General features: G+C 67.6%; 24 protein-coding genes, 1 tRNA gene, 1 other RNA gene and 2 pseudogenes. 16 read left to right on the top strand and 12 right to left on the bottom strand.

The features are described 5' to 3' along the window. The first annotated feature begins 100 nt into the window (after positions 1 to 100). Both smpB and ssrA read left to right on the top strand, forming a co-directional pair. Complete coding sequence (gene smpB, locus TTY48_RS03370; RefSeq protein WP_220656162.1) at positions 101 to 580, top strand: SsrA-binding protein SmpB; 480 nt, start codon at positions 101 to 103, stop codon at positions 578 to 580. Positions 581 to 919: 339 nt separating this feature from the next. Then, positions 920 to 1,290, top strand: a transfer-messenger RNA (tmRNA) gene (gene ssrA / locus TTY48_RS03365). A 48-nt stretch (positions 1,291 to 1,338) separates the two neighbouring features. On the opposite strand, the gene TTY48_RS03360 is transcribed toward ssrA, so the two are convergent. After that, a complete protein-coding gene (locus tag TTY48_RS03360; RefSeq protein WP_220656161.1) occupies positions 1,339 to 1,548 on the bottom strand; it encodes an excalibur calcium-binding domain-containing protein in 210 nt (69 codons plus the stop codon). A 325-nt stretch (positions 1,549 to 1,873) separates the two neighbouring features. Here TTY48_RS03360 and TTY48_RS03355 point away from each other — a divergent pair, with 325 nt between their 5' ends. Continuing rightward, positions 1,874 to 2,824 (top strand): alpha/beta fold hydrolase, encoded by a 951-nt coding sequence (locus TTY48_RS03355; protein ID WP_220656160.1) that lies wholly within the window; start codon positions 1,874 to 1,876, stop codon positions 2,822 to 2,824. Here the strand turns inward: TTY48_RS03355 and TTY48_RS03350 are convergent. From TTY48_RS03350 to TTY48_RS03335, 4 genes are all read right to left on the bottom strand, one after another. Beyond that, on the bottom strand, positions 2,794 to 3,849 hold the full coding sequence (locus TTY48_RS03350) for a cation diffusion facilitator family transporter (RefSeq protein ID WP_255585480.1): 1,056 nt from the start codon (positions 3,847 to 3,849) through the stop codon (positions 2,794 to 2,796). The two genes, TTY48_RS03355 and TTY48_RS03350, sit on opposite strands and share 31 nt — an antisense overlap. Positions 3,850 to 3,936: 87 nt before the next feature. Next, positions 3,937 to 4,341 carry a RidA family protein gene (locus TTY48_RS03345; protein ID WP_220656159.1) on the bottom strand — a complete coding sequence of 135 codons (405 nt, stop codon included), beginning with the start codon at positions 4,339 to 4,341 and terminating at the stop codon, positions 3,937 to 3,939. 55 nt (positions 4,342 to 4,396) lie between these two features. Further along, entirely contained in the window at positions 4,397 to 5,143 is a 747-nt protein-coding gene (locus TTY48_RS03340; RefSeq protein WP_220656158.1) for an IclR family transcriptional regulator, read from the bottom strand. Next, positions 5,140 to 6,171, bottom strand: a complete 1,032-nt coding sequence (locus tag TTY48_RS03335; RefSeq protein ID WP_255585479.1) for a sugar kinase — start codon at positions 6,169 to 6,171, stop codon at positions 5,140 to 5,142. The genes TTY48_RS03340 and TTY48_RS03335 overlap by 4 nt, the downstream gene beginning before the upstream one ends. Before the next feature lie 112 nt (positions 6,172 to 6,283). Here TTY48_RS03335 and TTY48_RS03330 point away from each other — a divergent pair, with 112 nt between their 5' ends. The 9 genes and pseudogenes from TTY48_RS03330 (at position 6,284) to TTY48_RS03290 (ending at position 15,807) form a co-directional block, all read left to right on the top strand. After that, positions 6,284 to 7,537, top strand: a complete 1,254-nt coding sequence (locus tag TTY48_RS03330) for an amino acid deaminase (RefSeq protein ID WP_220656156.1) — start codon at positions 6,284 to 6,286, stop codon at positions 7,535 to 7,537. Between the two features lie 11 nt (positions 7,538 to 7,548). After that, on the top strand, positions 7,549 to 9,150 hold the full coding sequence (locus tag TTY48_RS03325; protein ID WP_220656155.1) for an amidohydrolase family protein: 1,602 nt from the start codon (positions 7,549 to 7,551) through the stop codon (positions 9,148 to 9,150). Then, entirely contained in the window at positions 9,147 to 9,770 is a 624-nt protein-coding gene (locus tag TTY48_RS03320; protein WP_220656154.1) for a bifunctional 4-hydroxy-2-oxoglutarate aldolase/2-dehydro-3-deoxy-phosphogluconate aldolase, read from the top strand. The genes TTY48_RS03325 and TTY48_RS03320 overlap by 4 nt, the downstream gene beginning before the upstream one ends. Positions 9,771 to 9,779: 9 nt before the next feature. After that, a pseudogene (locus tag TTY48_RS03315) lies at positions 9,780 to 10,877 on the top strand (GntP family permease); the annotation flags it as partial. A gap of 1,155 nt (positions 10,878 to 12,032) precedes the next feature. Then, positions 12,033 to 13,073 (top strand): annotated as a pseudogene (locus tag TTY48_RS03310) (phosphoglucomutase, alpha-D-glucose phosphate-specific); the annotation flags it as partial. Between the two features lie 43 nt (positions 13,074 to 13,116). Beyond that, entirely contained in the window at positions 13,117 to 13,857 is a 741-nt protein-coding gene (locus TTY48_RS03305; RefSeq protein ID WP_220656153.1) for a thioredoxin domain-containing protein, read from the top strand. A gap of 88 nt (positions 13,858 to 13,945) precedes the next feature. Continuing rightward, positions 13,946 to 14,021 (top strand) — tRNA-Ala (locus TTY48_RS03300). 135 nt (positions 14,022 to 14,156) lie between these two features. Further along, complete coding sequence (locus TTY48_RS03295; protein WP_220656152.1) at positions 14,157 to 15,446, top strand: glycosyltransferase 87 family protein; 1,290 nt, start codon at positions 14,157 to 14,159, stop codon at positions 15,444 to 15,446. Between the two features lie 82 nt (positions 15,447 to 15,528). Continuing rightward, positions 15,529 to 15,807 carry a putative quinol monooxygenase gene (locus TTY48_RS03290; RefSeq protein ID WP_220656151.1) on the top strand — a complete coding sequence of 93 codons (279 nt, stop codon included), beginning with the start codon at positions 15,529 to 15,531 and terminating at the stop codon, positions 15,805 to 15,807. A gap of 55 nt (positions 15,808 to 15,862) precedes the next feature. On the opposite strand, the gene TTY48_RS03285 is transcribed toward TTY48_RS03290, so the two are convergent. Further along, positions 15,863 to 16,156 (bottom strand): DUF1330 domain-containing protein, encoded by a 294-nt coding sequence (locus TTY48_RS03285; RefSeq protein WP_220656150.1) that lies wholly within the window; start codon positions 16,154 to 16,156, stop codon positions 15,863 to 15,865. A gap of 244 nt (positions 16,157 to 16,400) precedes the next feature. On the opposite strand from TTY48_RS03285, the gene ahpC reads away from it, so the two are divergent. Then, positions 16,401 to 16,964: an alkyl hydroperoxide reductase subunit C gene (gene ahpC / locus TTY48_RS03280; protein WP_220656149.1), complete on the top strand. Its 564-nt coding sequence runs from the start codon at positions 16,401 to 16,403 to the stop codon at positions 16,962 to 16,964. Between the two features lie 90 nt (positions 16,965 to 17,054). Next, a complete protein-coding gene (ahpF, locus tag TTY48_RS03275) occupies positions 17,055 to 18,638 on the top strand; it encodes an alkyl hydroperoxide reductase subunit F (RefSeq protein WP_220656148.1) in 1,584 nt (527 codons plus the stop codon). A gap of 45 nt (positions 18,639 to 18,683) precedes the next feature. Here ahpF and TTY48_RS03270 read toward each other — a convergent pair whose 3' ends face one another. From TTY48_RS03270 to TTY48_RS03260, 3 genes are read right to left on the bottom strand one after another with little or no spacing between them, the layout of a single operon-like run. Next, on the bottom strand, positions 18,684 to 18,899 hold the full coding sequence (locus TTY48_RS03270) for a KTSC domain-containing protein (protein ID WP_220656147.1): 216 nt from the start codon (positions 18,897 to 18,899) through the stop codon (positions 18,684 to 18,686). An 8-nt stretch (positions 18,900 to 18,907) separates the two neighbouring features. Beyond that, positions 18,908 to 19,246 carry a UBP-type zinc finger domain-containing protein gene (locus tag TTY48_RS03265; protein ID WP_220656146.1) on the bottom strand — a complete coding sequence of 113 codons (339 nt, stop codon included), beginning with the start codon at positions 19,244 to 19,246 and terminating at the stop codon, positions 18,908 to 18,910. Further along, the gene (locus TTY48_RS03260) at positions 19,243 to 21,234 is read right to left on the bottom strand and encodes an acyl CoA:acetate/3-ketoacid CoA transferase (protein WP_220656145.1); all 1,992 of its coding nucleotides are present in this window, start codon (positions 21,232 to 21,234) and stop codon (positions 19,243 to 19,245) included. The genes TTY48_RS03265 and TTY48_RS03260 overlap by 4 nt, the downstream gene beginning before the upstream one ends. A gap of 110 nt (positions 21,235 to 21,344) precedes the next feature. Here TTY48_RS03260 and TTY48_RS03255 point away from each other — a divergent pair, with 110 nt between their 5' ends. After that, a complete protein-coding gene (locus TTY48_RS03255; RefSeq protein WP_220656144.1) occupies positions 21,345 to 21,590 on the top strand; it encodes a DUF2630 family protein in 246 nt (81 codons plus the stop codon). Here TTY48_RS03255 and TTY48_RS03250 read toward each other — a convergent pair. Next, positions 21,587 to 22,099 carry a helix-turn-helix domain-containing protein gene (locus TTY48_RS03250; protein WP_220656143.1) on the bottom strand — a complete coding sequence of 171 codons (513 nt, stop codon included), beginning with the start codon at positions 22,097 to 22,099 and terminating at the stop codon, positions 21,587 to 21,589. The two genes, TTY48_RS03255 and TTY48_RS03250, sit on opposite strands and share 4 nt — an antisense overlap. A 59-nt stretch (positions 22,100 to 22,158) precedes the next feature. Between TTY48_RS03250 and TTY48_RS03245 the strand changes: the two genes are divergently transcribed. Then, a complete protein-coding gene (locus TTY48_RS03245) occupies positions 22,159 to 23,568 on the top strand; it encodes an MFS transporter (RefSeq protein WP_220656142.1) in 1,410 nt (469 codons plus the stop codon). Here the strand turns inward: TTY48_RS03245 and TTY48_RS03240 are convergent. Next, positions 23,486 to 23,947 (bottom strand): NUDIX domain-containing protein, encoded by a 462-nt coding sequence (locus TTY48_RS03240; protein ID WP_220656141.1) that lies wholly within the window; start codon positions 23,945 to 23,947, stop codon positions 23,486 to 23,488. The two genes, TTY48_RS03245 and TTY48_RS03240, sit on opposite strands and share 83 nt — an antisense overlap. A gap of 10 nt (positions 23,948 to 23,957) precedes the next feature. Continuing rightward, positions 23,958 to 25,211: an MFS transporter gene (locus TTY48_RS03235; protein ID WP_220656140.1), complete on the bottom strand. Its 1,254-nt coding sequence runs from the start codon at positions 25,209 to 25,211 to the stop codon at positions 23,958 to 23,960. Positions 25,212 to 25,288 lie beyond the last annotated feature (77 nt).

Genomic DNA, 25,288 nt, shown 5'->3' with positions numbered 1-25,288 from the left:
CGCGCGCGAAACTCGCTTTCCCGCCGTTATCGGCCGCCCGTAGAATGGACTGGTTGTCCGCTGTGGGACACGTCCGTGTGAGATCGAAAGGAAAGACGAGATGGCGAAGGAGAAGGGGCGCTCGGTGATCGCGAGCAACCGCAAGGCGCGCCACAACTACGCCATCCTCGACACCTTCGAGGCGGGTGTGGTGCTGGTGGGCACCGAGGTGAAGGCGCTCCGAGAGGGTAAGGCCTCGCTGGTCGACGCGTACGCCACCATCGACGACGGCGAGGTGTGGTTGCGCGGGCTGCACATCCCGGAGTACGGCAACGGCTCGTGGACCAACCACACCCCGCGCCGTACTCGCAAGCTGCTGATGCACCGTCGCGAGATCGATTCGCTCACCGGCAAGATCCGCGAGGGCAACCAGACCCTGGTGCCGCTGTCGATGTACTTCAACGACGGTCGCGTGAAGGTGGAGCTGGCGCTGGCCAAGGGTAAGCAGGACTACGACAAGCGACACGACATCGCCCGCCGCACCGCCGAGCGTGAGCTGGTGCGTGAGCTGGGCCGCCGCGTCAAGGGCATGCGCGGATAAATATTCAGCGTCCGCCGTTGGGCGTGGCGCGTTGCTCCGGCCCCCGGACCGGCGTTCACTTGAATCAGAGTTACTGATGTGACTCCTGTGACTCGGGTGGAGGTGTCCGATGAGCGTTGAGAACAAGGCCAAGATGAAGTCGTGGGCGCGACGCGCCGGGACGGTGCTGCTCACCGTGCTGGCCAACATGAGCGCCTCGTCGACGGGGACGAGAGTGCGCCTGACCTAGGCCGCCCGGTGTTCGCCGGCGGGAAAACCGGTGGACGGGCGGCCCCCGGGGTGGGGTACTCTGGAGTCTCCACCCCGTAAGGGATGGGCTTCTGCTGAGGCAGACGATAAGGGGCCGATCGGTTTCGACTTCGTTTGTTGACGCGGGGGAAGCGTGCCGGTGCAGGCTGGAGACCACCGTAAGCGTCGCGGCAACCAATTAAGCGCCGATTCCAATCAGCGCGACTTCGCTCTTGCTGCCTAAGTAGCAAAGCGAGTCTGTCAGCCCGGGTTCGCCCTCGGCCCGGTTCCTGGCATCAGCTAGAGGGATTCACCTCACGGTGCGGTCGCGGCATCGTGAGGGACATCAAACAGCGACTGGGATCGTCATCCTGGCTTGTTCGCGAGACTAGGAGATCCGAGTAGAGACACAGCGGACTGCGCACGGAGAAGCCCCGTAGAAATGACGGAGGACCCGGGTTCAATTCCCGGCGGCTCCACGGAAAGTGCCCCCGGCCATCAGGCCGGGGGCACTTCTCTTTCTCCGGTGATTACTCGCAGGCCACACCATCTCCGTCGCGATCGAGCTTCGAGCTGTAGCCGGGCTGCCCCTTGAGCAGTGGCGCCTTGCCGGCCTTGCGGACCTCAGTGCAGTTCTTGTAGCTCGGATCCGCCGAGGCGACGGTGATCGGAGCGGCGATGCCGGCGACGGCGATCGCGGCGACGACGGCGGTGAGGACGCGGGTGGGGGAGATGGACATGGGGACTCCTACAGACCGGGGGATCGACGGCGCCCGGACGGCCCATTTCCTGACGCGTACACCTGTTTATGCCTTTGCGGGTGCACCATGAATCTCGGGTGATGCTAATGAGATTCGCGCACGAGACGGTCGTATCAGAATGTGCGATCCTGGACCTCTGGTGGACCCAGGGTTCGCGGTGAGTCGACGTCGTCGATGTCGATGACCATGGCCGCCTTCGTCCGGCGCGATCCCGGAATTCGACCGCTCCGGGCAACCCGACAAGTTAGAACAAGTTCTACAAAATGTGTTTCTGAAACCGCCACCTCGGTTACCGTGCGAACGCATGAAGCTTCGTTCACTTCGTCGCAGCGCATCCGCCGCCGTCGCGGCCATCGCGCTCCTGGTCGCCGCGACTCCGGCGCAGGCCGCACCGCTGCCGGAGAACTTCAATTTCTTCGGCGGCATCCCGTTCGAGCTGACCAATCCGAACGGCTCGCTCCCCGGAACCAACGACTACGCCTGCAAACCCACTGCGCGACACCCCAACCCCGTCGTCCTGGTGCACGGCACGGGTGGTGGCTCGCAGACCAACTGGGGCGCCTACGCCCCGCTGTTGAAGAACAACGGCTACTGCGTCTTCAGCTTCACCTACGGGGCGCTCCCCGGCGCCCCGTGGCCGGCGAATCAGATCGGCGGCACCAGGCCGTTGGCGGCGAGCGCCGAACAGCTCAAGTCGGTCGTGGAACGTGTTCTGCAATCGACCGGTGCGAGCAAGGTCGACCTGATCGGCCACTCGCAGGGCACGCTGATGCCGTCGTACTTCGTGAAGTACCTCGGCGGCGCCGCGAAGGTGGGACGGTACGTCTCCCTCGCCCCGCTGTGGCGCGGAACGAGTGCGGACGTGGGGCGCGCGGTCTCAGCGTTCGTGCGCGGGCTGAACGTGCGCGACCCGTACGTCCCGGTCTTCGAATCGATCGGCGACATGCTGCCGGGATCGCGTTTCCTCGACAAGATCTGGACCGGCGGAACGCCTTACGCCGCCGGCATCGAGTACACCAACATCTCCACCCGCTACGACGAACTCGTGCTCCCGTACACCAGTGGACAGCTTCAGGGTCCTGCCGGAACCAGGGTCACCAACATCGTCGTCCAGGACACGTGCGGGCAGGACTTCTCCGACCACCTCGCGATCGCCGGTTCCCGCCGCGCCGCCTACTTCGTACTCAACGCCCTCGACCCGCAGCACCCGCGGGCGGTGCCGTGCTACGTGGTGCCGCCGTTCTTCGGCGCGTGATCATCGGCCTTCGCGACCGGTGCGGGGGCGGCGGCGGGAGTGGGCGTTCCGGCCGGTGCGGACACCGTCGGCACGTCTGACGCGGCCTGATCGGCCGACCGGTACGCCTCGCCGTGCGGCTCATCGCAGTGATCCTCGTCGCCGACGTGATCCACCTGCAGGGTCGCGTGCTCGATGTCGTAATCGTCGTGCAGTCGCTTGGCCACCGTCGCCCGGACCGCGTGGCAGTCCGCTCCCGGCGTCACCAGGATGTGTGCCGACATCGCGGCCTGGCCGGAGGTGATCTCCCAGATGTGCAGGTCGTGGACCTCTTCCACCGACGGGACGGAGGCGATGTCGGCGCCCACGGCCGAGGGATCGACGCCCTCCGGCGCCGCCTCGAGGAAGATGCGCCCGGAGGCCTTCACCAATCCCCAGCCCGCCTTGAACATGAGCGCGGCCACGACCAGCGCGGCGATCGCGTCGGCCTGGCCCCAGCCGGTGGCCCAGATGATGGCGCCCGCGATCGCCGTGGCGATGAAGGCGTAGAGGTCGTTGAGGATGTGCTGGTACGCACCCTCCACGTTGAGGCTCTCCCGGTTCGCGCGGCGGATGCACATCGTGGCCGCGATGTTCACCGCGCAGCCGGCGAGCGCGGTGAAGAACACCAGCTTGCCGTCCACGTTCGGCGGATCGATGATGCGGGAGATGCCCTCGTAGACGAAGTACACCGCCAGGAGCAGCAGCGTGATGCCGTTGGCCTGCGCCGAGAGGATCTCGGCCCGCTTGAGGCCGTAGGTGTAGCCGCCCTGGGCGGGCTTGGCCGCGATCTTGATCGCGAACAGTGCCAGGACGATCGCCGCAGCGTCGGTGAGCATGTGCGCGGCGTCGGTGATCAGCGCCAGCGAGCTGGCCATGATGCCGATCGTCACCTCGATCGCCATGAAGGCGACGATGAGTGCCAGCGCCAGGCTCAGCCAGCGCTTATCCGCGTCCGCCGAGACTCCATGATCGTGCCCAGCGTGTGAGTGTCCGTCCGCGCCCATGTCACGCCCCCTTCCGGTCCGAGCGGAAGGTTACATCCAAACATGCGCATATATCAATAGAGCGCGGACGGAGCAGTGGCCGATCTCTCAGTCGAGCGCGGCGAGCGCGTCGATCTCGACGAGCATGACCTCGTGCGGCAGGTCGACGAAGACGGTGGTGCGGCAGGGGAGGGCCACGCCCTCCGGCACGTTCTCGGCGATGAAGGCGCCGTACACCTCGTTCATCGCCGCGAAATCGTCGCGGGTGGTGAGGTACACGCGGAACATCATGACGTCGGCGATGGAGGCTCCGCCGGCCTCGAGGATGGCCTTGACGTTCTGCAGTGTGCGCAGCGTCTGTGCCTTCACGTCGCCCTCGGCGATGTACTGGTTGGTGGCCGGGTCCATCGGTCCCTGGCCCGACACCTGCAGCAGGTTGCCGCGGCGCACGCCCTGGCTGAAGAAGTGTGCGGGGGCCGGTGCGTCGGTGGTCGAGACGGCGGTGGCGGGCATGGTTCTCCTCATTCGTTGTCGAGTGATTCGGTTTCCCCGGGGGTGTCCGGGAGGTTCAGCGCGGGCGGTACCCGCAGTCCGCCGAGATCGCGGCGCAGGTCTCGCGCAGCGGTCCCAGCAGGTCCAATAGCTCGTCGAAGGGCAGCACCACGTCGGGAACCGAGACGGACACGGCCGCCACGGTCGCGCCGGTGGCATCCCGGATCGGCGCCCCGATGCAGTTGATCGACGGCTCGTTCTCCTCGCGGTCGGTGGCCCAGTCCTGGGCGCGGACGACGGCGATCTCGTCGAGATACGCCTCCGGCGTGACGATGGTGTTCGGGGTGCGGCGGGTGTAATCCATGGTGGCCACGATCGGCTTCAGCTCCGCGTCGGGGAGCGAGGCGAGCAGGAGTTTGCCCACCGCACTCGAATTCAGGTTGGCCTCCATGCCCACCCGTGAGTACATCCGGATGAGGTCGCGCGATTCGAGCTTGTCGATGTACACCACGGCATCGCCCTCCCGCGCCGCCAAGTGCGTGGTGCGCCCGTACTCGCGGTTGAAGGCGATCAGGTGCGGGGCTGCGATGGTGCGGATGCTCCGCTGCTCGGAAGCTCGTGCGGCCAAATCGAAGACGCGGGATCCGAGGTGGTAGCGGTGGGAGTCGTCGTGGTACGCGAAGCGCGCGTCGACCAGCGGACGCAGCAGCCGCAGTACGGTGGTCTTGTGCACGCCGAGGCGATCGGCGAGCTCGTCGAGTGACGCGGGTCCCTCGCCGAGCAGGGTGAGGATGTCGAGCGCGCGGGTCAGGCTCTGGCTCATACGGTCTCGCTTCCCCGGGGTGGCGCGAACGTGTGTTCGCCCACCCAGACGCCGTCGGATCCCACATGGGCTCCGGCCCAGACGTCGTCGTCGCAGTCGAGGAGGGCCCGCAGGGCATCGGGAGGGAGTACCGCGAAATCCGCACGTACCGTGAGGGTCGCGGCCGCACCCGCGTGTCCGCGGCGCAGACAGGTGCGCAGGTCCTCATCGTGTGCGAGGCCGTGTAGGAATCCGGCCGCGAAAGAGTCTCCCGCGCCGACCGGCTCGATCACGTCCACCGATAGGGCGGGAACCGTGGTCTGCGTGCCGTCCCGGGCGATCGCCACGGCGCGCTCGGCCCCGTCCTTGACCACGACGGTGCGCGGTTCCGGCAGGAGCGCGCGCACCCGTGCGGGATCGCCCGTGCCGAGGACCCGCTCGGCCTCGTCCGATCCGACGAGCACCACATCGGCGCACCGGGCCAGGTCGATCACGATCGCGGGATCGCCGTCGGGCCACAGCTGTTCGCGCCAGTTCACGTCGAAGGTCACGGTTCCGGTGATGCCGGTGCGGGTACGCAGCAGGTCTGCGGTGAGCGCGGCGCAGCTCGGCGAGAGCGCGGGCGTGATGCCGGAGGTGTGCACGAGCGTGGCGCGGCGCAGCACGTCCGCCACCTCCGGCCGGGTGAGGAAATCCGGCGACATCGCCGCAGCGGCGGAACCCGCGCGCCGGTAGGTGCTCACGGTGGCCGGCTCGCCGGATGCGTCGATTCCCTCGGTCTTGGCGTAGCGGCCGGTGAACCCGGAGGCGTCCGTCTCCACGGCGTCGACGAGCACGCCGTGGGTGCGCAGGTGGTCAACGATGCGGCGGCCCTCGGCGTCGCCGCCGACGCGACTGATGAAGGCGGCGGCGGTGCCCAGCGTCGCGAGCCCGGTGGCGACGTTGGCCTCGGCGCCGCCCGCGTGCATCGGCGGTGCCGGCGCGTCCAGGTCGCCCGCGGCGACGAGTGCCAGCGCTTCGCCGACGCACGCGATCAGTGGTTCCGACACCACGCCTCCGATTTCCGTAGTTGTGCAGGGCCTGTGGGCGATGCTACCTTCTGTGACACGCATCACGCAACGATGATTGCAACATATGCAACGTAGCAGATTGGAGAGCTCGATGGGCAACAGGGTCGAGGCGCGACCGGATGCATTGAGTGTGGCCGACAAGGCCGTGCCGGCGTGGGCGGACGGCCTCGACCGGACGGAATTCCTGGCCCGGGAGCCGCACCTGAGCGATCTGTCCACGCCCGTCCTGGTGCTCGACCGCGCGGCGATGGACCACAACGTGGCCGAGTTCGCCCGCTGGACCGCCGCCCATGACGTCGACCTCGAACCGCACGGGAAGACCACGATGGCGCCCGCGCTGTGGCAGGACCAGCTCGATGCCGGATGCACCGCCATCACCGTGGCGAACCTCCCGCAGTTGCAGGTCGCGGTGGCCGCCGGATTCCGAGACCTGCACGTGGCGAACGCGATCGCCGATCCCGCGGGACTGCGCTGGCTCGGCGCGGCCCTCGACGCCGATCCCGATCTGGCCGTGACCCTGTGGGCGGACGGCCTGGGCACCGTCGACGCACTGGAACGCGGACTCGCGGACGCCGTCCGGCAGCCCACCGTGCTCGTCGAACTCGGTGGTCCCGGCGGCCGTACCGGGGCCCGCTCGATCGACGACGCCTACGCCATCGGCGAGCGGATCGCCGCATCCGAGCGGCTGCGCCTCGGCGGCGTCACCGGCTACGAGGGCGCCTTCGCGCACGACACCTCCGCCGCATCGCTCGCCACCGTCGACGACTATCTGAACAACCTTCTCGCCCTGCACGACCGACTCCGGCCGCTGTACCCCGAGGGCCGGATCGTGCTCTCCGCGGGCGGCAGCGCCTACTTCGACCGCGTCGCAGCCGTGCTCGGGGGCGTCGAGGGCGCGCGCGTGGTGGTGCGGTCGGGGGCGTACATCATCCACGACGACGGCTTCTACCGCTTCATCACACCGTCGGGCCGCGACACCGAGGCGCCGAGACTCCGCTCCGCCATGCACGTCTGGGCGCGCGTGATCTCCCGGCCCGAGCCCGGACTCGCTCTCCTCGACGTGGGGCGCCGCGATGTCTCCTTCGACGAGGGACTACCCGAGCCGCAGGCCGCGGCTTCCGAACTCGGAGCCGAGCCGCGACCGTTGACCGCCGAGATCTCCGCCGTCAACGATCAGCACGCCTTCCTCCGGCTCGCCGCCGACGATCCGCTCCGTGTGGGCGATGTGGTCCGGCTCGGACTGAGCCACCCGTGCACCGTCTTCGACAAGTGGCGCGTCATCCCGGTGGTCGCGGACGACACGGCGAATCCGCTCGTCGTCGACCTGATCTCCACGTACTTCTGAGAGCGGAAACCATGCACGACATCCTCATCCGCGGCGCCGCCGTGGTCGACGGCACCGAGACGCCGCGGTACACCGCCGATGTCGCCGTCACCGGAGACACCATCACCGCCATCGGTACCGATCTCGGCGGCGCGCACCGCGTGATCGACGCCGACGGCCTGGTGCTCAGCCCCGGCTTCATCGACATGCACGCCCACTCGGACCTGCAGGTCCTGCTCAACCCCGAGCACCCGTCGCGGATCACGCAGGGCGTCACGTGCGAGGTGATCGGCCAGGACGGCCTGAGTTACGCGCCGGTCAGTGACGACACCCTCGCGGTCGTGCGCCGCCAGATCGCCGGGTGGAACACCGATCCCGAGGACTTCGACTTCGCCTGGCGCACCGTGGGCGAGTACCTCGACCACATCGACGCGGCCGGGGTGGCGACGAATCTCGCCTACCTCGTGCCGCACGGCCTGCTGCGCGCGCTTACGCGCGGCTTCGACGACGGGGTCGCCACCGCGGCCGAAGTCGAACGCATGCAGCAGATCCTGGCGCAGGGCCTGCGCGAGGGCGCGGCCGGCCTGTCGACGGGTCTCACCTACACCCCGGCCATGTACGCCGACGGTGCCGAACTGGACGCATTGCTGCGCACCACCGCCCGGCATGGTGGCTACTTCTCGCCGCACCACCGCAGCTACGGCGCGGGCGCGATGGAGGCCTACCGCGAGATGATCGACCTCTCGCGCGCCACCGGCTGCCCCCTGCACCTGGCGCACGCCACGCTGAACTTCGGGCCCAACAAGGGCCGCGCGCCCGAGCTCCTGGCCCTGCTCGACGAGGCGGTCGCGGGCGGTGCCGACATCACCCTCGACACCTATCCCTACCTCCCGGGCGCGACCACCCTCTCCGCGATCCTGCCGAGCTGGGTGGCCGCCGGTGGCACCGACGCCGTCCTGAACCGGCTGCGCGATCCCGCATCGCTGGCTCGGATCCGGGACCACCTGGAGCACACCGGGTCCGACGGCTGCCACGGTGTTATCGCCGAATGGAACACCATCGAGATCAGCGGCGTGGGCGATCAGGCGCTGGCCGGCTACGTGGGCCGCACCATCGAGCAGATCGCCGCGGACGAGCGCCGCGACCCGTTCGACGTGTGCATCGGCATCCTCCTCGCCGACCGCCTCGCCACCGGCATCCTGCAGCACGTGGGCCACGAGGAGAACGTGCGCGCCATCATGGCCCACCCCACCCACACCGGCGGCAGCGACGGACTGCTGGTGGGAGCCAAACCGCACCCGCGGGCCTGGGGGACCTTCGCCCGCTACCTCGGCCACTACAGCCGCGATCTGGGTCTGATGAGCCTGGAGGAGTGCGTCGGCCACCTCACCGGTCGCGCGGCCCGCCGACTGAAACTGCTGCGCCGCGGACTGATCCGCGAGGGCTACGCCGCCGATATCGTCCTGTTCGACCCCGATACGGTGATCGACCGCGCCACCTTCGACGCCCCGCGGACCCCCGCCGCGGGTTTCACCCACGTCCTCGTGCGCGGCGTCCCCGCGCTCGACGACGGCCACCTCACCGGCGCCCGCGCGGGCGGAGCGCTGCGACTCACCGATGAAGGAGTCCTGTGACCACCACCCTGCTCGACGACCTGCGCGCCGACCGGGCGCTCACCGTCGTCCGCGCCACCGAGCTGCCCGATGCCGCCGCCCTGTGCCGGGCCCTGGCCGAGGGCGGCATCCGCACCGTGGAGCTCACCTTCACCACGCCCGGCGTGCTCGGGCACCTCGAACGCGCCGCCACCGTCCCGGGAACCAGCCTCGGCGTGGGAACGGTGCGCACCGCCGCGCAGGCGCGTGACGCCGTCAACGCCGGCGCCCGGTTCCTGGTGACCCCGGACGTGAACGAGGACGTGGCGCAGGCCGCGCGCGACCTCGACGTCCCCGTCTTCCTCGGGGCGCTCACGCCCACCGAGGTCGCGCGCGCCGCCGCCCTCGGGTCGGTGGCCGTGAAGATCTTCCCCGCCCGCGCCTTCGGCCCGGTCTACCTCAAGGACCTGCACGGTCCGTTCCCGGGCCTGCCCCTGCTGCCGTCCGGAGGCGTCAGCGAGGACAACGCCCACGAGTTCCTGGACGCGGGCGCCGTCGCCGTCTGCGCCGGCACGTCCGTCGTGCCACCCGCCACCGTCGCCGCCGGCGACTGGGCCGACATCACCACGCGTGCCGCGCGTTTCGTGGCCGCACTCGGATAGGAGACGCCGATGTCCTCGGTTGTTGATTGGTTGCAGCACGATACGGGCGGGCTGCTGACGCTGGCGGCGGTCTCGATCGCCGTGCTGCTGTTCCTCATCATCAAGATCAAGCTCGAACCGTTCATCGCACTGATCATCGTGTCGGTCGGGCTCGCCCTGGTCGCGGGCGTATCGGTGGAGAAGCTGGTGGGATCGCCCCAGAAGGGGGCGGCGCAATCGCTCTTGGAGACCGGGTTCGGCGGCATCCTCGGGCACATCGCCCCGATCATCGGCCTCGGCACCGTGCTCGGCGCGCTGCTCGAACGGTCCGGCGGCGCCGATGTGCTCACCAGCTGGCTGCTGCGGCTGTTCGGGCCCAAGGGAGCGCCGCTCGCCATGGGCGTCACGGGCCTGATCCTGGGCATCCCGGTGTTCTTCGACATCGGCATCTTCATCCTGGCGCCGCTGGTCTACGTGGCCGCCAAGCGCGGCGGCAAGTCGCTGGTCATGTACGCCATGCCGATGCTCGCGGGCCTGTCGATGACGCACGCCTTCCTGCCGCCGCACCCCGGCCCCGTGGCCGCGGCGGGCCTGCTGCACACCTCGCTCGGCTGGATCATCCTGATGGGCATCATCTGCGGCATCCCGGCCTGGTTCGTCTCCGGCGTCGTCTGGGGCTCGTGGATCGGTAAGCGTGTGATCGTCGAGGTGCCGGAGGACTTCATCCCGGAGGAGGAGCACGCCAGCAAGAACCCGCCCTCGCTGGGCCTGATCGCCTTCATCATCGCGGTCCCGATGCTGCTCATCCTGGGCGGCACCTTCGGCTCGGTGATCCTCGAACCGGGATCGCAGCCGTACTCGATCCTCGTCTTCTTCGGCACCCCCGCGATCGCGCTGACCCTGGCCGTGGTGCTGGCCTTCTACCTGCTGGGGATCCGTCGCGGCATCAGCGCCACGCAGCTCGCGGAGATGACGGGCAACGCGCTCAAGCCGATCGGCATGATCCTGCTCGTGGTCGGTGCGGGCGCGCTGTTCGGCGCGGTGCTCCGCGCCACCGGCGTGGGCACCGCCCTCACCGACTCGATGTCGAACCTGGGGCTGCCGCTCCACGTATCGATCGTTAAATGCGTGAGAGAGTAACTTTAGTACTTCACAAAGATGGTTTTTCCGCTATCACTGTTACAGTCAAACGTATCATTTCTGAGGAGAGTGGTGCCCGCTTCCATGGTTTCAGAGGTCAGGACTCCAACACCCACAGATCTTTTATTTCTGGCAACCCATCGATCTCAGTTGACGCCGCGAACGACCATCGGCTCCCGGATCACGCGAACGCCTTCACAACACATGATTGCTCGAACAGCATAACGCGCGATCGATCGTCTTCAGGTTTATCCTTCATAACTATTTCCCATGATGGAGTGCTTCTGTGCCAAGCCTTCAGTTCTTAGAATCATATCCCCTAAAAAGTCGCTTTTAAATGAAGATGACAGTTGGATCTGCATATCATGGAACCCAATGAGGTGCCAGAGTCTCAGTCATCCCAGTTAGCAGACACCTAGTTTTTTGGTTTCATACACAGATGGTCACACTGGTGCCCAGGATCCGGGATCTGACATAATGATGTCCAGCAGGACGGCCACTGGAGCGTCCAATCCTGGAACCTTCTAGATCCAGACAGAAGAGGCGCCCTGGCACTTCTGGCTGAAGACTGCGCAGCATCCTCGCTTAATGCAGCTTCTTCCACTGAGGTCCATTTATATCGGGAGGTGATCATCTATATGAATCAAATATAAACGTACGCCGCCCCAGTGGTATCCATATACTTCCCCAGCCAAGCAAGACAACCCATCTTCACTTATAGCTGGTCACAGATCCACTGCCAGGTCCCCGCCGCTGGGAAGGCTTGCGGCAACCTTCATCGACACTCCTGACGACTGGTGCAAGATGCCCCATCCAAAGGCTGAGTTTACGCTCAATCCTTCATCTTCTGTAATCTCCCACTATGGATATCAAACTGACACCATGGTGGCAGGCTTCTCAACACTGGTGGTAGGCTTCAGCCAAAAAGTCAAAATTTGAGAAATTCATAATCCGGTCAAACCTGAGATATTAGCGCCTTCTCTGGCGCGTCCTTGTTTGAGCTCAAAACTGGTTGATTTACCTGATATTCAAGAACTTCCACAGTACGATCATATCATAAGAATTATGAGAGGATCCCCGGATATATGGCGTCATACATACTGGCGTGGAACCTTTGCGCGCTTTTCCAGAATCCGAACGGACACCGTGCAGCGGTTCGACTTCCTCGACTCCTACGTCGGAGATCTGCCGTCGGTGCTGCACCTGGACAAGATCCGTGACGCCCGCGTGCGGATCGGCGCCGACCCGCTCGGCGGCGCCGCGGTGGGTTACTGGGGCGCGATCGGCGACCGCTACAACCTGGACCTGACGGTGGTGAACCCCACGGTCGACCCGCAATTCGCGTTCATGACCCTCGACACCGACGGCAAGATCCGGATGGACTGCAGTTCCCCGAACGCGATGGCCTCGCTCATCGCGAACAAGGATCAGTACGACATCGCCACCGGTAACGACGCGGATTCCGACCGGCACGGCATCGTGACCCCCGACGGGGGCCTGATGAACCCGAACCACTACCTCGCCGTCGCGATCGACTATCTCTTCGCCTCGCGCAAGGGGTGGCGTGACGATGCGGCCGTCGGCAAGACCCTGGTGAGCTCGTCGATGATCGACCGGGTGGTGGCCGAGCAGCAGCGCACGCTGCTGGAGGTGCCCGTCGGATTCAAATGGTTCGTCCCCGGCCTGCTCGACGGCAGCGTGGGCTTCGGCGGCGAGGAATCGGCCGGCGCCTCCTTCCTGCGGCTCGACGGCGGGGTGTGGACCACCGACAAGGACGGCATCATCCTGGCCCTCCTCGCCTCGGAGATCCTGGCCGTCACCGGGAAGACGCCGACGCAGCACTTCGCGGTGCTCGGCGAGCAGTACGGCGTGCCCGCCTACGCCCGGATCGATGCGCCCGCCGATCGCGAGCAGAAGGCCGTCCTGGCGAAGCTGTCGCCCGAGCAGGTCTCGGCCGGTGAACTGGCGGGGGAGCCGATCACCGCCAAGCTCACCCGCGCGCCCGGCAACGGCGCGCCCATCGGCGGCCTCAAGGTGACCACCGAGAACGCCTGGTTCGCCGCCCGTCCGTCGGGCACCGAGGACGTCTACAAGATCTACGCGGAATCGTTCCGCGGTCCGGAACACCTGGCCCTCGTGCAGGCCGAGGCGAAGACGATCGTGGACGACGTACTTTCTTCATAATCGCTTGACCAGCTCATAGTCCGGTTCCCGCTATGGTGTGGGGGTGAGCAAGGGAAAGAACGCCAAGTACGTTCCAGTGAAGCAGTCCAACACGATGACCTACGTGCTGGGCGGTATCGCCGTCCTGGTGGTGATCGTGGTCGTGATCGGCGGCGTGCTGCTGCTGAGCAAGAAGGAGGGCTCGCCCGCCGACAAGGTGCAGGCGGCCATCGACAAGGCCACCCCGGTCTTCGTGCTCGGCAAGGACGACGCCAAGACGAAGCTGACCTTCTTCGAGGACCCCTACTGCCCCGCCTGCGGCAACATGGAGCGCAAGTACGGCGAGCAGATCACCAAGGGCATCGAGGACGGCAGCCTGCAGATCAAGTTCTTCATGCTCTCCTTCCTCAACCGCCAGAGCCCCTCGGGTGACTACTCCGATCGCGCGGGCGGCGGCCTGCTGGCGATCGCCAAGTCCTCCCTGCCGGAGGATCAGAAGCAGAAGGCGTGGCTGGGCGCCCACGGTGCGATGTACGCGCAGCAGCCGCAGGAGGGTTCGGGCGACCGCGATAACGCCGGGCTCGCCACGGTGCTCGGCGACGGTGCCAAGAGCAAGGGCGTCGAGCTGCCCGCCGATGTGACCGCTGCGATCCGCGACGGCAAGTACACCGCCGAGTCGGCCTCCAACGCCGCTGCCGGCAGCAAGCTGCTGCAGGAGACCGGCAGCACCGGCACCCCGACCGTGGTGCACAACGGTCAGCTGATCCAGGTGCAGGGAGACTGGCTCACCGAGGTCATGAAGTGACCTAGCCTGCTGACCAGCCGATTTGGTGGCGGCACGCGCCTCCTGTAATGTTCTCCCGGCGGGAAACCGCAGGTGAACAACTCGATACGGGGCTATGGCGCAGCTGGTAGCGCACCACACTGGCAGTGTGGGGGTCAGGGGTTCGAGTCCCCTTAGCTCCACCATCACAGCAGCAAGAACCCCTCTCGGAACTTTCCGGGAGGGGTTCTTCTGTATCGCGGGTCCGTGACAGGTCTGAACGAATCAGGCGGTGATCGGCCGTAGCCTGCGGACGCTGATCGTCGGGTAGTTTCGCTCTCGTGGAGACCGAATCGGTAGTTGGCGAACCCGGGTACCGCGTTTCGGTCCGGTTGATGATTTCCTGTATCGCCGTTGGTGTTACGGCGCTGATTCTGCAGTATTCGATCATTCCGTTCTACGCGCCACCGGGATTCGGCTTGCTCGCGAACGGCGGAGATTTCTACGTCTACATCGCCGGCGCCGAGAAGGTGATGAACGGCGAACCGCTGTACTCCTTCTGGTTCACCTACACTCCCTTCGCCGCGTTGCTCTTCGTGCCGTGGAGCCTCGGCAATACCGGGGTGCTGTGGTTCCTGCTGATCCTTTTCGCCCTCGGTATGACTGTGTGGAGGTGCCTTCGCCTCGTCGGTTATCGGCGTCAGTGGCAACTGGCCGTCGCGTCCTTCGGTATCACCCTCGCCGCCATCGATCTGGAGGCTGTGCGGGGGAGTGTGTGGCAGGGGCAGGTCAACATCCTCCTCATGGCGATCGTGGTGTGGGATCTGACCCGCCCGCCCGGCGCGCGACTGCGCGGCTGGTCCGTTGGCTTCGCGGCCGGCATCAAGCTCACGGCGCTGATCTTCGTTCCCTATCTGCTCCTCACTCGCCAATGGCGCGCCGCGGTGACCTCGGTTCTCACCGCATCGGTCACCGTCGTCATCGGATTCGTCGTTCTGCCCGGCGATTCGCGGGACTATTGGCTGGACAAGGTTCTCGACGTCAGCCGCGTCGGGGATGTCACGCATCCGGCGAATCAGTCGGTCAACGGGGTATTGGCGAATCTTTATGCGCCGGCTACGGTTCCGTTCGCGTTGTGGGCGGCCTGCTCCCTTGCGGTTGCCGGGGTGGCGTTCGCGGCGGCGCGAAAGCTGCGGACCCAGTACCGCGAGACGGTCTCGGTCTGTCTGGTGGGACTCGCCGGGTGCGCTGTGACGCCCTTGGCGTGGAGTCATCACTGGGTCTGGTTCGTCCCGATCATCGTGATCATGATTTCTCGTGCGCTCACGAGCGCGGGAGCCGTCAGGCGTCGGTGGGCGATCGCGACGGCGATCCTCGTCGCTGCGACGTCGATGTGGTTGACGGTGCTGATCTACGAGATCGTCAAGGCGATCGGTATGACGAGCGCGGTCGGTTACGTACCGGCCATGGACGCGGCGATCGAACACATCCCGCACTGGGCCCGCGTGATCACCTGTGGCGTGCCGGTGCTGATCCTCATCGTCATCAGCGGCGCAGTTCTGCTGAGCCGGCCGCGCATCGACCCCGCGCGAGACGAAGCCGGCGCACCTATGGCGAATCCGTCGCCGTAGTGCCCCGAGTCGGCCCTCGGCCTACAGTGGGAACGCAGGCTGGAACAGCGCAACGATCAATCGAGATCAACGAGGAGACATCATGACCGTTCTCGTGTCCGCCGTGGTGAAGCCGACCGCCGAGGGGCGCGCCGCGGTGCGCGAGGCGATTGCGACCGCGCTGCCGCTGGTGCGGCAGGAGCCCGGGTGCATCTCCTACGACGCCGCCGAGAACGAGTCGGAGTTCTTCTTCATCGAGCAGTGGGCGAGCCCGGAGGCGTTGAAGGCGCATTCCTCATCGCCCGCGTTCACCGCGATGGTGCAGGCGATCGGCGAGCTGCTGCAGGAGCCGCTGCAGGTTCGCACCGGTCTCGCGCTCTGACGGCGGCGCACGCTGTTTCGCTCATCGCCGCTGCAGCGGCGATCGGGCTCGAACGTCAGTCGATGCCTTCGATGATGCGGAAGTCGCGTTCGACGCCGTCATTGAGCACAGCCAGGGCCTCCTGGTAGGCGGCGCTCTCGCGGGCCGCGACCGCCTGCTCGAAGCTGTCGAACTCGATCAGGATGGTGCGCTCGGCGATCCCGGCGTCGTGCACCACGACGCGGCTGCCGCGTGACAGCAGCCGACCACCCGCGGCGCGGACCGCCGGGCCGGCCAGCGTGTCGTAGGCGGCGACCTTCTCGGGATCGTTGATCGTGCGGTAGACGCTCACCCAATAGCCCTTGGTCATGGAAACTCCTGCGGTCGACGGTGCGGGGACTGCTCGAACCGAAACGGACGATGCGCGTCGCGTCAACTGCTGCCCGCAGTGATGAGAATCACCCCGGTGTAATCACTGCGCGGCAAGCCTGCTGCCTGCACTGATAGGTGTTTATGATGGGTGAACCAGGACGTATCGATTTGTCCAATCAATGTCCCGGACATAACCTCGAATCCGAACCCAACCGGTACCCCCGAACGAAACGAGGAAGCACGTGTCGCTGATCAACAAGCAGATCAAGCCCTTCTCCGCCGAGGCATTCAAGGACGGCAACTTCGTCACCGTCTCCGACGAGGACATCAAGGGCAAGTGGGCCGTCTTCTACTTCTACCCGGCCGATTTCACCTTCGTGTGCCCCACCGAGCTCGGCGACCTCGCCGACCACTACGAGGAGCTGCAGGGCCTGGGCGTCGAGGTGTTCTCGGTCTCGACCGACACCCACTTCACCCACAAGGCGTGGCACGCCTCGTCGGACACCATCGCCAAGATCAAGTACGCCATGATCGGTGACCCGAGCCTGCAGATCAGCACCGATTTCGAGGTGCTCCGTGAGGGCCAGGGCCTCGCCGACCGCGGCACCTTCCTGGTCGACCCCGACGGCGTCGTCCAGTTCACCGAGGTCACCGCCGAGGGCATCGGCCGCAACGCCGCCGAGCTCGTCCGCAAGGTCAAGGCCGCCCAGTACGTGCGCTCGCACCCGGGCGAGGTCTGCCCCGCGAAGTGGGAAGAGGGCGCCGACACCCTGGCTCCGTCGCTGGAGCTCGTCGGCAAGATCTAGTCCATTCGCGCGACCGTGGAGCGGGGCTCACCTCCCGCTCCACGGTCGTCCACCACCTGCACGCTTCTCTTTGGAGGGGAACGGATCACCATGCTCGAAGCCTCGCTCGCCACTCAACTCAAGGCCCTGCTCGCGAACGTCACGATGCCCGTCGACCTCGTCTCGACGCTCGACGACGGCCCCAAGTCGGCCGAACTCGCGGAGCTGCTCGACGAGATCGCGAGCATGTCCGAGCACATCGCGCACGACCGGACCGGCGATGACCCGCGGCGTCCGTCGTTCCTGATCCGCCGTGCCGGCACCGATATCGCGGTGCAGTTCGCCGGAATCCCCCTCGGCCACGAGTTCTCGTCGCTCGTGCTCGCGCTGCTCCAGGTGGGTGGGCACCCGTCGAAGGAGGCCGCCGATCTGCTCGAGCAGGTCCGTGAGCTGGACGGCGACTACCACTTCGAGACCTACTTCTCGCTCTCCTGCCAGAACTGTCCCGACGTGGTGCAGGCACTGAACCTCATGTCGGTCCTGAACCCGCGCATCACGCACACCGCGATCGACGGCTCGCTGTTCCAGGACGAGGTCGATCGCCGTCAGGTGATGGCCGTGCCCACCGTCTTCGTCAACGACGAGCTCTTCGACTCCGGCCGGATGACCCTGGAGCAGATCGTCGGCAAGCTGGACGACGGTGCCGCCGAGCGCACCGCGGCGTCGCTGTCGGAGAAGGACCCGTTCGACGTGCTCGTGGTGGGCGGCGGTCCCTCGGGTGCCACCGCCTCGGTCTACGCGGCCCGCAAGGGGATCCGCACCGGCATCGTCGCCGAGCGGTTCGGCGGCCAGGTGCTGGACACGATGGCCATCGAGAACTTCACCTCGGTCTCGTACACCGAGGGCCCGAAGTTCGCGGCGGAGCTCGAGAACCAGGTCCGTCAGTACGACGTCGACATCATGAACACCCAGCGCGGCGCGCACATCACCCGCGACGATGCGACGGGCATGATCACCGTCGAGCTGGCGAGCGGCGCCGCGCTGCAGTCGCGCACGGTGGTCGTCTCGACCGGTGCCCGCTGGCGCTCGATGGACGTGCCCGGCGAGGCCGAGTACCGGAACAAGGGCGTCACCTACTGCCCGCACTGCGACGGTCCGCTGTTCAAGGGCAAGCGCGTCGCCGTGATCGGCGGTGGCAACTCCGGTGTCGAGGCCGCGATCGACCTGGCGGGCATCGTCTCGCACGTCACCCTGATCGAGTTCGACTCCGAGCTGCGCGCCGACGAGGTGCTGCAGCGCAAGCTGCGCAGCCTGCCCAACGTCGACATCCTGGTGAGCGCGATGACCACCGCGGTCCTCGGCGACGGCGGCAAGGTGACCGGCCTGAGCTACAAGAACCGCGTGACGGACGAGTCCCACTCCGTGGAGCTGGACGGCGTCTTCGTGCAGATCGGCCTGCTGCCCAACACCGAGTGGCTCGAGGGCACGCTGGACCTGAGCCCGCGCGGCGAGATCGTGGTGGACGAGGCCGGCCGCACCTCGCTGGCCGGAGTGTTCGCCGCCGGCGACTGCACCACGGTGCCGTTCAAGCAGATCGTGGTGGCCGCCGGTGCCGGCGCGACCGCGGCGCTCAGTGCCTTCGATCACCTGATCCGTACCGACGTGCCCGCCGAGGCCGCGGCCGTCACCGGCTGACCGGATCCCCGGGCCCGATCGGTCGTCACAGGCGGCGGGAACCGCTCACAGCGCGATCGCCCGGAAGTGCGGCTTGATGGAGCCGTTCACGAACCGTCCCTTGGAATCCGCGTTCCGCAGCTGATCGAAGATCGGCTGCGGAACGTCGGGGTAGAGGTAGGTGGCACCGCCGGTGAACCTGATCGCCAGGACCCGTTCCACGGGGTCGTAGCCGATCGCCTCGACGGCGCTCGACTCGACCGCCTCCATCTCGGGTGGCACGGCGGGCCTCAGTTCAGCTGCTGCATCCAGTCGCCGGGCACCCGGCCGGCGGGACCGGGGGCGGGCTGATCGACGGGGTGACTGGTGGGTTCGGCGAGGTCCGGACCCTCGAAGACGAGCTCGGTACGGAAGTCCCAGAACCAGTCCTCCCCGGGTTCGAAGCTCTGGATCACGGGGTGGTCGGTCGCGAGCGCATGCTTGCTCGCGTGCTTGCTGGGCGAGGAATCGCAGCACCCGATGTGCCCGCACTGCGCGCACCGCCGCAGGTGGAACCACCACCCGCCCGCGGCATCGCATTCCTGGCAGCCCGTGCCACTGGGCACGGCCGTGAGATCGATGCCGCTCATTCGGCTGCTCCCGCCTCGGGGGTGTGGGAGGCGGCGATCGCCTCGCCCCGGCTCTCGTACAGGTGCGGCGCCAGGCCGCGGTCGGCCAGGTGGTCGGCCAGCTTGAGCCGGAGGAACGCGGACGTCGTGTAGCGGGTCACCGTTTCACAGTAGCGATTCGTGGTGCGCACGCACGCCGCGAAGCTGTCCGCCAGTTCCGGTGGCAGCGAGAAGTTGTCGTAGTTGACCACCATGTTCACCTGGCGCCCGATCTTGGCGAGTCGCTGATCGATCTCGGTGAAGGCGTCCTGGATGTCGTCCTCGGTGCGGACCGCGATGCCTTCCAGGTTGAGGAAGAAGATGTTCCGGTTCGCGTCGTAGCTGAACCGGGCCTCCAGCGGCACGGTGAGCAGGTCGTCGCCCAGGCCCATCGGTTCGTCGCGGAAGATCCGCGGGTCCATGGTGACCGGCGGGTTGTCCATCACCGGCTCGAATTCGATGAGGTCGAGCACATCGCGCTGCAGGTCGATCCCAGGCGCGATCTCGGTGAGTTCCATGCCCCGTTCGGTGAGGACGAAGACGCAGCGCTCGGTGATGAACATGACCGGCTGGCCGCTGCGCACGGCGTACTCGCCCGAGAACGTGCGCTGATCCACGTCCTTGAGGAACTTCGGCGCGGCCGGCCCCTGCGTGGTGACGATCGTGCCGTCGACCACCTCGGCGTGCGCGGGCGCGAGGAAGGTGCCGAGGAAGTACACGGACTTCGCGTTCTGGCTGATGTTGATGAATCCGCCGGCACCCGCCAGCCGCGGCCCGAACCGGCTCACGTTCACGTTGCCGTGCTGGTCGGCCTGCGCCAGGCCGAGGAAGGCGGCGTCCAGACCACCGCCGTCGTAGAAGTCGAACTGCGAGGGCTGCGCGAGGATCGCATCGGGATTCACCGCGGATCCGAAATCGGTGCCACCCGCGGGCATTCCGCCGATCACCCCGGGTTCCGCGGTGAGTGTCAGGTAGTCGAGGATGCCCTCCTCGGTGGCCACCGCGGCGACGCCCTCCGGAACGCCGATGCCGAGGTTCACCACCGAATTCGGCCGGAGCTCCATGGCGGCACGGCGCGCGATCACCTTGCGGGGGTCCAGCGGCATGGCCGCGACCCGCGACATCGGCTGCCGGATCTCGCCGCTCATGCTCGGGTTGTACTGCGAGCCCCACGACTGCGTGTGCCGCTCGGGCGAGGTGGCGAGCACCACGCAGTCCACGAGCACCCCGGGGATCTTCACATCACGCGGGTGCAGCGAGCCGCGTTCGGCGATCCGCTCCACCTGCACGATCACCAGTCCGCCGCGGTTGTGCACGGCGATCGCGATCTCCAGTGCCTCGAGGGTGAGCGATTCCTTCTCCAACGTCACGTTGCCAGCCGGATCGGCGGTGGTGCCGCGGAGGAAGGCAACGTCCAGCCGGTCGAAGGCCTTGTAGAATAAGTACTCGGTGCCGTCGATCTCCATGATCCGCACGCGGTCCTCGGTGGTCACGTCGTTGACCTTGCCGCCGCCCAGCCGGGGGTCGGCAAAGGTGCCCAGGCCCACCCGGGTGAGCAGCCCGGGTTTTCCTGCGCCCGTATCGCGGATGAGTTGGGCGAGTACCCCCTGCGGCAGGTTGTAGGCCTCGATGCCGCCGGACACTGCCAGCTTCTGCAGGGCCGGCGCCATCCCGTAGTGGCCGCCGAGCGAGCGCTTGAGCATGCCGTCGTGGCAGAGGTGGACGAAGCCGCGGTCGCCGCGGTCGCCCTGGGCCACGGTGAACACGAGGGACAGGTCCTTGGGGTTGCCGCTCGCGAGGTAGCGGCGTTCGAGTGCGAGCACCAGCTCCTCGGCGTACCCCTGTCCGGCGAATCCCTCGACCACCAGGTAGTCGCCGTTGCGGATCAGGCGCACCGCCTCATCCGCTGTGACCACCTTGTCGCGGATCGGTGACGCGCTGGTCCGGGTCAGAACTGGGTCGATCGTCATTTGCTCCCTCATTCCTACTGTGACGCGGGTCACCATCCGGTTCGTACTCTAGCCCGACCCGAACCCCTTCTGCGGGCGAAAATCAGGGGAATCGGTGGCAGTATCGGTGCATGACCGACGATGCGATCCACGCCCGGATTCAGCGACTCATCGACACCGAGCACGAGCTGCGCAGCAAGCTCGCCGCCGGCGAGATCGACGCCGCTGAGGAGAACGCGCAACTCCAGACGCTCGAGGAGCAGCTGGACCAGGCGTGGGATCTGCTCCGGCAGCGGAAAGCCAAGCGCGAGTTCGGGGAGAACCCGAATGATGCGGCGGCGCGTCCCGCGCCCGTGGTCGAGGACTACCGGAACTAGGGGAGCGGCGCGAGCATGCGGTGCTGCTCGCGCAGGGCGACCGCGACGGGGTCGTCGCGGCGCATCGCGTTGTGCCCCGGGGCGGACCGGACGTCCAGGTCGCGCACCGTCGGGACGGTGCCGCAGTGTGAGCACAGGCCGGTCTCGTCGATATCGGTACCGCAGGCCGCGTGGCTGAAGATCTTCGGTGGGTGGGCGCCCGAGAGGTAGCGCTCGCCCCACCGGCTCAACGAGTAGACGGTGGGCCAGAGCGCCTCGCCGGCCTCGGTGAGGCGGTACTCCACCTCGCGTCCCGATCGCTCGCGGGTGAGGATCCCCGCCTCGACCAGGGTGTCGAGGCGTTCGGCGAGCACTCCGCGGGAGACGTCGAGATGGGCCAGTAGATCGCTGAAGTGGCGCACGCCGTAGAAGCAGTCGCGCAGGATCAGCAGGGTCCAGCGCTCGCCGACCACTTCGAGCGCCCGCGCGAGGAAGCATCCCTGCCGGTCGTATCCCGTCCCCAGAGCCACGAGCCGAGTCTAGCAATCAGGTCTTGTGACGAGACTCGATCTGGACCATGATGAGTCTTATGACAAGACTTGATGGCGGCTACGGCGCGGTGCTCGCCACCGTCACCGGCAGCACCTTCGTCGCGATGCTCGCCTATGCGGGGCCGCTCGGGAACGCCGTCACGCTCAACGGCGCGCTCGGGGCCGGCCCGGCCGGGGCCACCTGGATCCTCGCGTCGATGAGCGTCGGCCTGGCGGCCGCGCTCGTGGCCGCCGGTGTGGTGGCCGACCGCATCGGCCACCGGCGCGTCTTCCTCGCCGGTGCGGCCGTCTTCGTTCTCGCCGATCTCGCCTGTGCGGTGTCCACCACGGCGCCGTGGTTCGTGATCGCCAGAGTCGCCGCCGGGATCGGAACCGCGGGGATGATCGCCACCGGCCTGGGGCTCGTCGCCGCAGTGAGCGAGCACGATGGGCACCGGGCGCGCACAGCGGTGTGGTGGAGTTCGTCGATGGGTGCCGGGATCGCCCTGGGGCCGGTGATCACCGGGCTGCTCGACCTCGCGAACGGGTGGCGCCTGTTCTATCTGGCGCTCGCCGTCGGCGGTGTCGCACTCTGGTGGTCGGCCCGCCGTATACCGGCGCGCAGCCCGCAGCGGCCCGACCGCCCGTTCGATGCGGTCGGGGTGGTACTGCTCACCGGTGCACTGGTCGCAGCGGTCTCGGCGATCGTCGAATTCCGTGCCGCGGCGGGCGCTCTCGCCCTAGCGCTCGCGGGTGCGGCGGTGCTGCTCGCGGTGGGGCTCGGGGTCAGTCAGCGTCGCGGCCGGGCGACGCTGGTCGATCCCGGACTCTTCCGTCGGCCGCGATTCCTCGCGGCCACGATCGCGGCGTTCGGCACGGGCATCGGCGTGATCTCGGCGATGTCCTATGCGGGCACCTTCGTGGTGCACGGTATGGGCTTGAACACTCTCCAGGCGGGCGGGCTGCTCGCGTTGTGGTCCGGGACGAGTGCCATAGCGGCGCTGTGCTTCTCCCGCCTCGCACAGGTCCTGTCCGGGCGTGCACATCTGGTGGGCGGCCTGATCGGTGTGGCCGTCGGCCTGCTGCTCACGGCGGGCCTGTCCGACGGTGCTTCGCCGGCGCGCATGGTGCCGGGGCTGATCCTGGCGGGGGTGGCATCGGGCCTGCTCAACACCGGTCTCGCGCGGGAGGCGATCGCGAGCGTTCCGGCTGCTGATGCGGCAATGGGCAGCGGCGCGAACAACACTGCGCGGTACGTCGGCTCGTCGCTGGGTGTAACGATCGCGGGCGTCCTGGCTGCGGGATCGGGATCCGCCGTGGCGGGGTGGAACGCCACCGCTCTTGCCGCCGCCGGTGTCTCACTGGTGTGCGCGGGGGCAGTGTGGGCTATGCGTTCAGGTGCTCGCGCAGGCGATCCAGGAACGCGCCCTGCGCCTTCACCAGCTTCTCCGCCGCCTCGTCGAGGCTGAACCAGCCGGCGCGGTCGACCTCGGGGAAGCGTTGCATCCGGCCCGATCCGCGCGGCCACTCCAGTTCGAAGTCGTTCGAGGTGATGCGCTCGGCGTCGAAGTCGCCGGGGCGCGCGAATACGGTGACCGTCTTGCCACCCGACTGCCGGACCGAACCGAGCGGCACCGTCGGACCGGAGGGCGGCGGCGATCCGAGTTCCTCGGTGAACTCGCGCTCCGCGGCGGCGAGCGGTTCCTCGTCGGTGTAGAGGCCCTTGGGGATCGACCAGGCGTGCGCGTCCTTGCGGCTCCAGAACGGGCCGCCCATGTGCGCGATCAGCACCTCGGTGCCGGAATCCGTGGTCCGGTACAGGAGCAGGCCCGCGCTGGTCGTGGTCACGCGATCGAGCCTACTGGCGCCGCACCAGGAGTGTGTTGGCGATGCCGGCGGAGAGTACGACCAGTGCCGCGATCACGGGCGTGCCCTGCGCCGCAGCGGTTCCCACGTTCTCGGCGAGCAGGCCGTTGATCGCCGACGCGGTCGATTGGCCGAGGATCAGGGCCGAGCCCATGATCGTCATCACGGTGGCCGAGCGGCCCACCGGGCTGCGGTCGGCACCGAGGCTGAAGTCGGTCACCAGGGTGGGGCCCACGCCGATTCCGGCGACGGCCAGCCCCAGAACGAGCCAGGGCAGCGACGGTGCGGCTGCCATGATCGCGGCGCCGGTCACGAGAACGGCGGCGAAGCCGACCCAGCGCATCGCGAGGGTGAACCGCTCTGGCAGCAGGGCCGAACCCAGTGCCAGCGCAGCGGAACCCACGCCCATCACGCCGTAGTACAGGCCGGCCGATTCGGCGTTGCCCGCATCGCGCATGAAGGCGGTGAGCCCGGTGAGGGTGGAGCCGAAGAACAGCCCCATGCCGAAGACGCCGGCCACCACGACGAGGACGCCGGGGCGCAGCAGCTCGCGGGCCGGGGCCTGGACCACCGCGCCGTCGTGTGCGGCGGGAACGGCCCGGCCGCTGGGGTGCAGCGCGAAGGCGGTCACGAAGATCGCGGTGAGCACGGCCGCGCCGATCATGGGGGCGGCCACGTTCATGGTGGTGGCGAGCAGGCCCACGATCACCGGCCCGAAGACGAAGATCACCTCATCGGCGGCGGACTCGTAGGCCATGGTGGACAACAGGGTCCGCGAACGGCGGCGTGCCGGAAGCCGGGTGGTGATCATCGCGACGAGCCGGCTGCGGGACATCGGCCCCACCTGCGGCGCGGAAGCGCCCACCAGTGCGGCGGAGGCGAGCACCGCCCAGCCGGGCAGTGAGCTGAACACGACCCAGGTCATGAGAAGCAGCGCAAGGCTGTTGACGATTCCGGCGGCGAGTACGGCGCGGCGCTGGCCGAAGCGGTCCGCCGCGGCGCCGACGAGCGGGCCGACCGCGGCGGCCCCGAGGCCGACCATCGCGGAACTGAGGCCGCCGAAGGCGAGCGACTCGCGGCCGGCGACCACGAGCGTGAGCACGCCCACCACCATCATCGCGAACGGGAGCCGCGCGATGAAGGCGATGGGGAAGTAGGTGGGACCCGCGACGGAGAGCAGGGAGGGGCCGGACTCGGTGGTCTCGGGGGTGGCCTCGGAATCGGGCGCGGTCGTGGTGGCGGTCACCGGGGGTTTCCTTCCCGCGGCTGCATCGCCGCGACGCTTGCGTGCCGCCTTGGAATGCCCGCAGGCCGTGCCAGGTA

The sequence above is a fragment of the Tsukamurella sp. TY48 genome (assembly GCF_019656655.1).
Lineage (GTDB): Bacteria > Actinomycetota > Actinomycetes > Mycobacteriales > Mycobacteriaceae > Tsukamurella > Tsukamurella strandjordii.
The sequence above is the reverse complement of the archived record's forward strand: the minus strand, read 5'-3'. Positions and strand labels throughout refer to the sequence as shown.

What these genes read in the sequence shown, in the direction of transcription:
- TTY48_RS03340 (WP_220656158.1), bottom strand. Translation starts at nt 5,143, where the DNA reads ATGAGCCAGAGCCTGACCCGCGCGCTCGACATCCTCACCCTGCTCGGC.
- TTY48_RS03325 (WP_220656155.1), top strand. Translation starts at nt 7,549, where the DNA reads ATGCACGACATCCTCATCCGCGGCGCCGCCGTGGTCGACGGCACCGAG.
- TTY48_RS03330 (WP_220656156.1), top strand. Translation starts at nt 6,284, where the DNA reads ATGGGCAACAGGGTCGAGGCGCGACCGGATGCATTGAGTGTGGCCGAC.
- TTY48_RS03245 (WP_220656142.1), top strand. Translation starts at nt 22,159, where the DNA reads ATGACAAGACTTGATGGCGGCTACGGCGCGGTGCTCGCCACCGTCACC.
- TTY48_RS03285 (WP_220656150.1), bottom strand. Translation starts at nt 16,156, where the DNA reads ATGACCAAGGGCTATTGGGTGAGCGTCTACCGCACGATCAACGATCCC.
- TTY48_RS03265 (WP_220656146.1), bottom strand. Translation starts at nt 19,246, where the DNA reads ATGAGCGGCATCGATCTCACGGCCGTGCCCAGTGGCACGGGCTGCCAG.
- TTY48_RS03355 (WP_220656160.1), top strand. Translation starts at nt 1,874, where the DNA reads ATGAAGCTTCGTTCACTTCGTCGCAGCGCATCCGCCGCCGTCGCGGCC.
- TTY48_RS03290 (WP_220656151.1), top strand. Translation starts at nt 15,529, where the DNA reads ATGACCGTTCTCGTGTCCGCCGTGGTGAAGCCGACCGCCGAGGGGCGC.
- smpB (WP_220656162.1), top strand. Translation starts at nt 101, where the DNA reads ATGGCGAAGGAGAAGGGGCGCTCGGTGATCGCGAGCAACCGCAAGGCG.
- TTY48_RS03360 (WP_220656161.1), bottom strand. Translation starts at nt 1,548, where the DNA reads ATGTCCATCTCCCCCACCCGCGTCCTCACCGCCGTCGTCGCCGCGATC.
- TTY48_RS03255 (WP_220656144.1), top strand. Translation starts at nt 21,345, where the DNA reads ATGACCGACGATGCGATCCACGCCCGGATTCAGCGACTCATCGACACC.
- TTY48_RS03345 (WP_220656159.1), bottom strand. Translation starts at nt 4,341, where the DNA reads ATGCCCGCCACCGCCGTCTCGACCACCGACGCACCGGCCCCCGCACAC.
- TTY48_RS03350 (WP_255585480.1), bottom strand. Translation starts at nt 3,849, where the DNA reads ATGGGCGCGGACGGACACTCACACGCTGGGCACGATCATGGAGTCTCG.
- TTY48_RS03260 (WP_220656145.1), bottom strand. Translation starts at nt 21,234, where the DNA reads ATGACGATCGACCCAGTTCTGACCCGGACCAGCGCGTCACCGATCCGC.
- ahpF (WP_220656148.1), top strand. Translation starts at nt 17,055, where the DNA reads ATGCTCGAAGCCTCGCTCGCCACTCAACTCAAGGCCCTGCTCGCGAAC.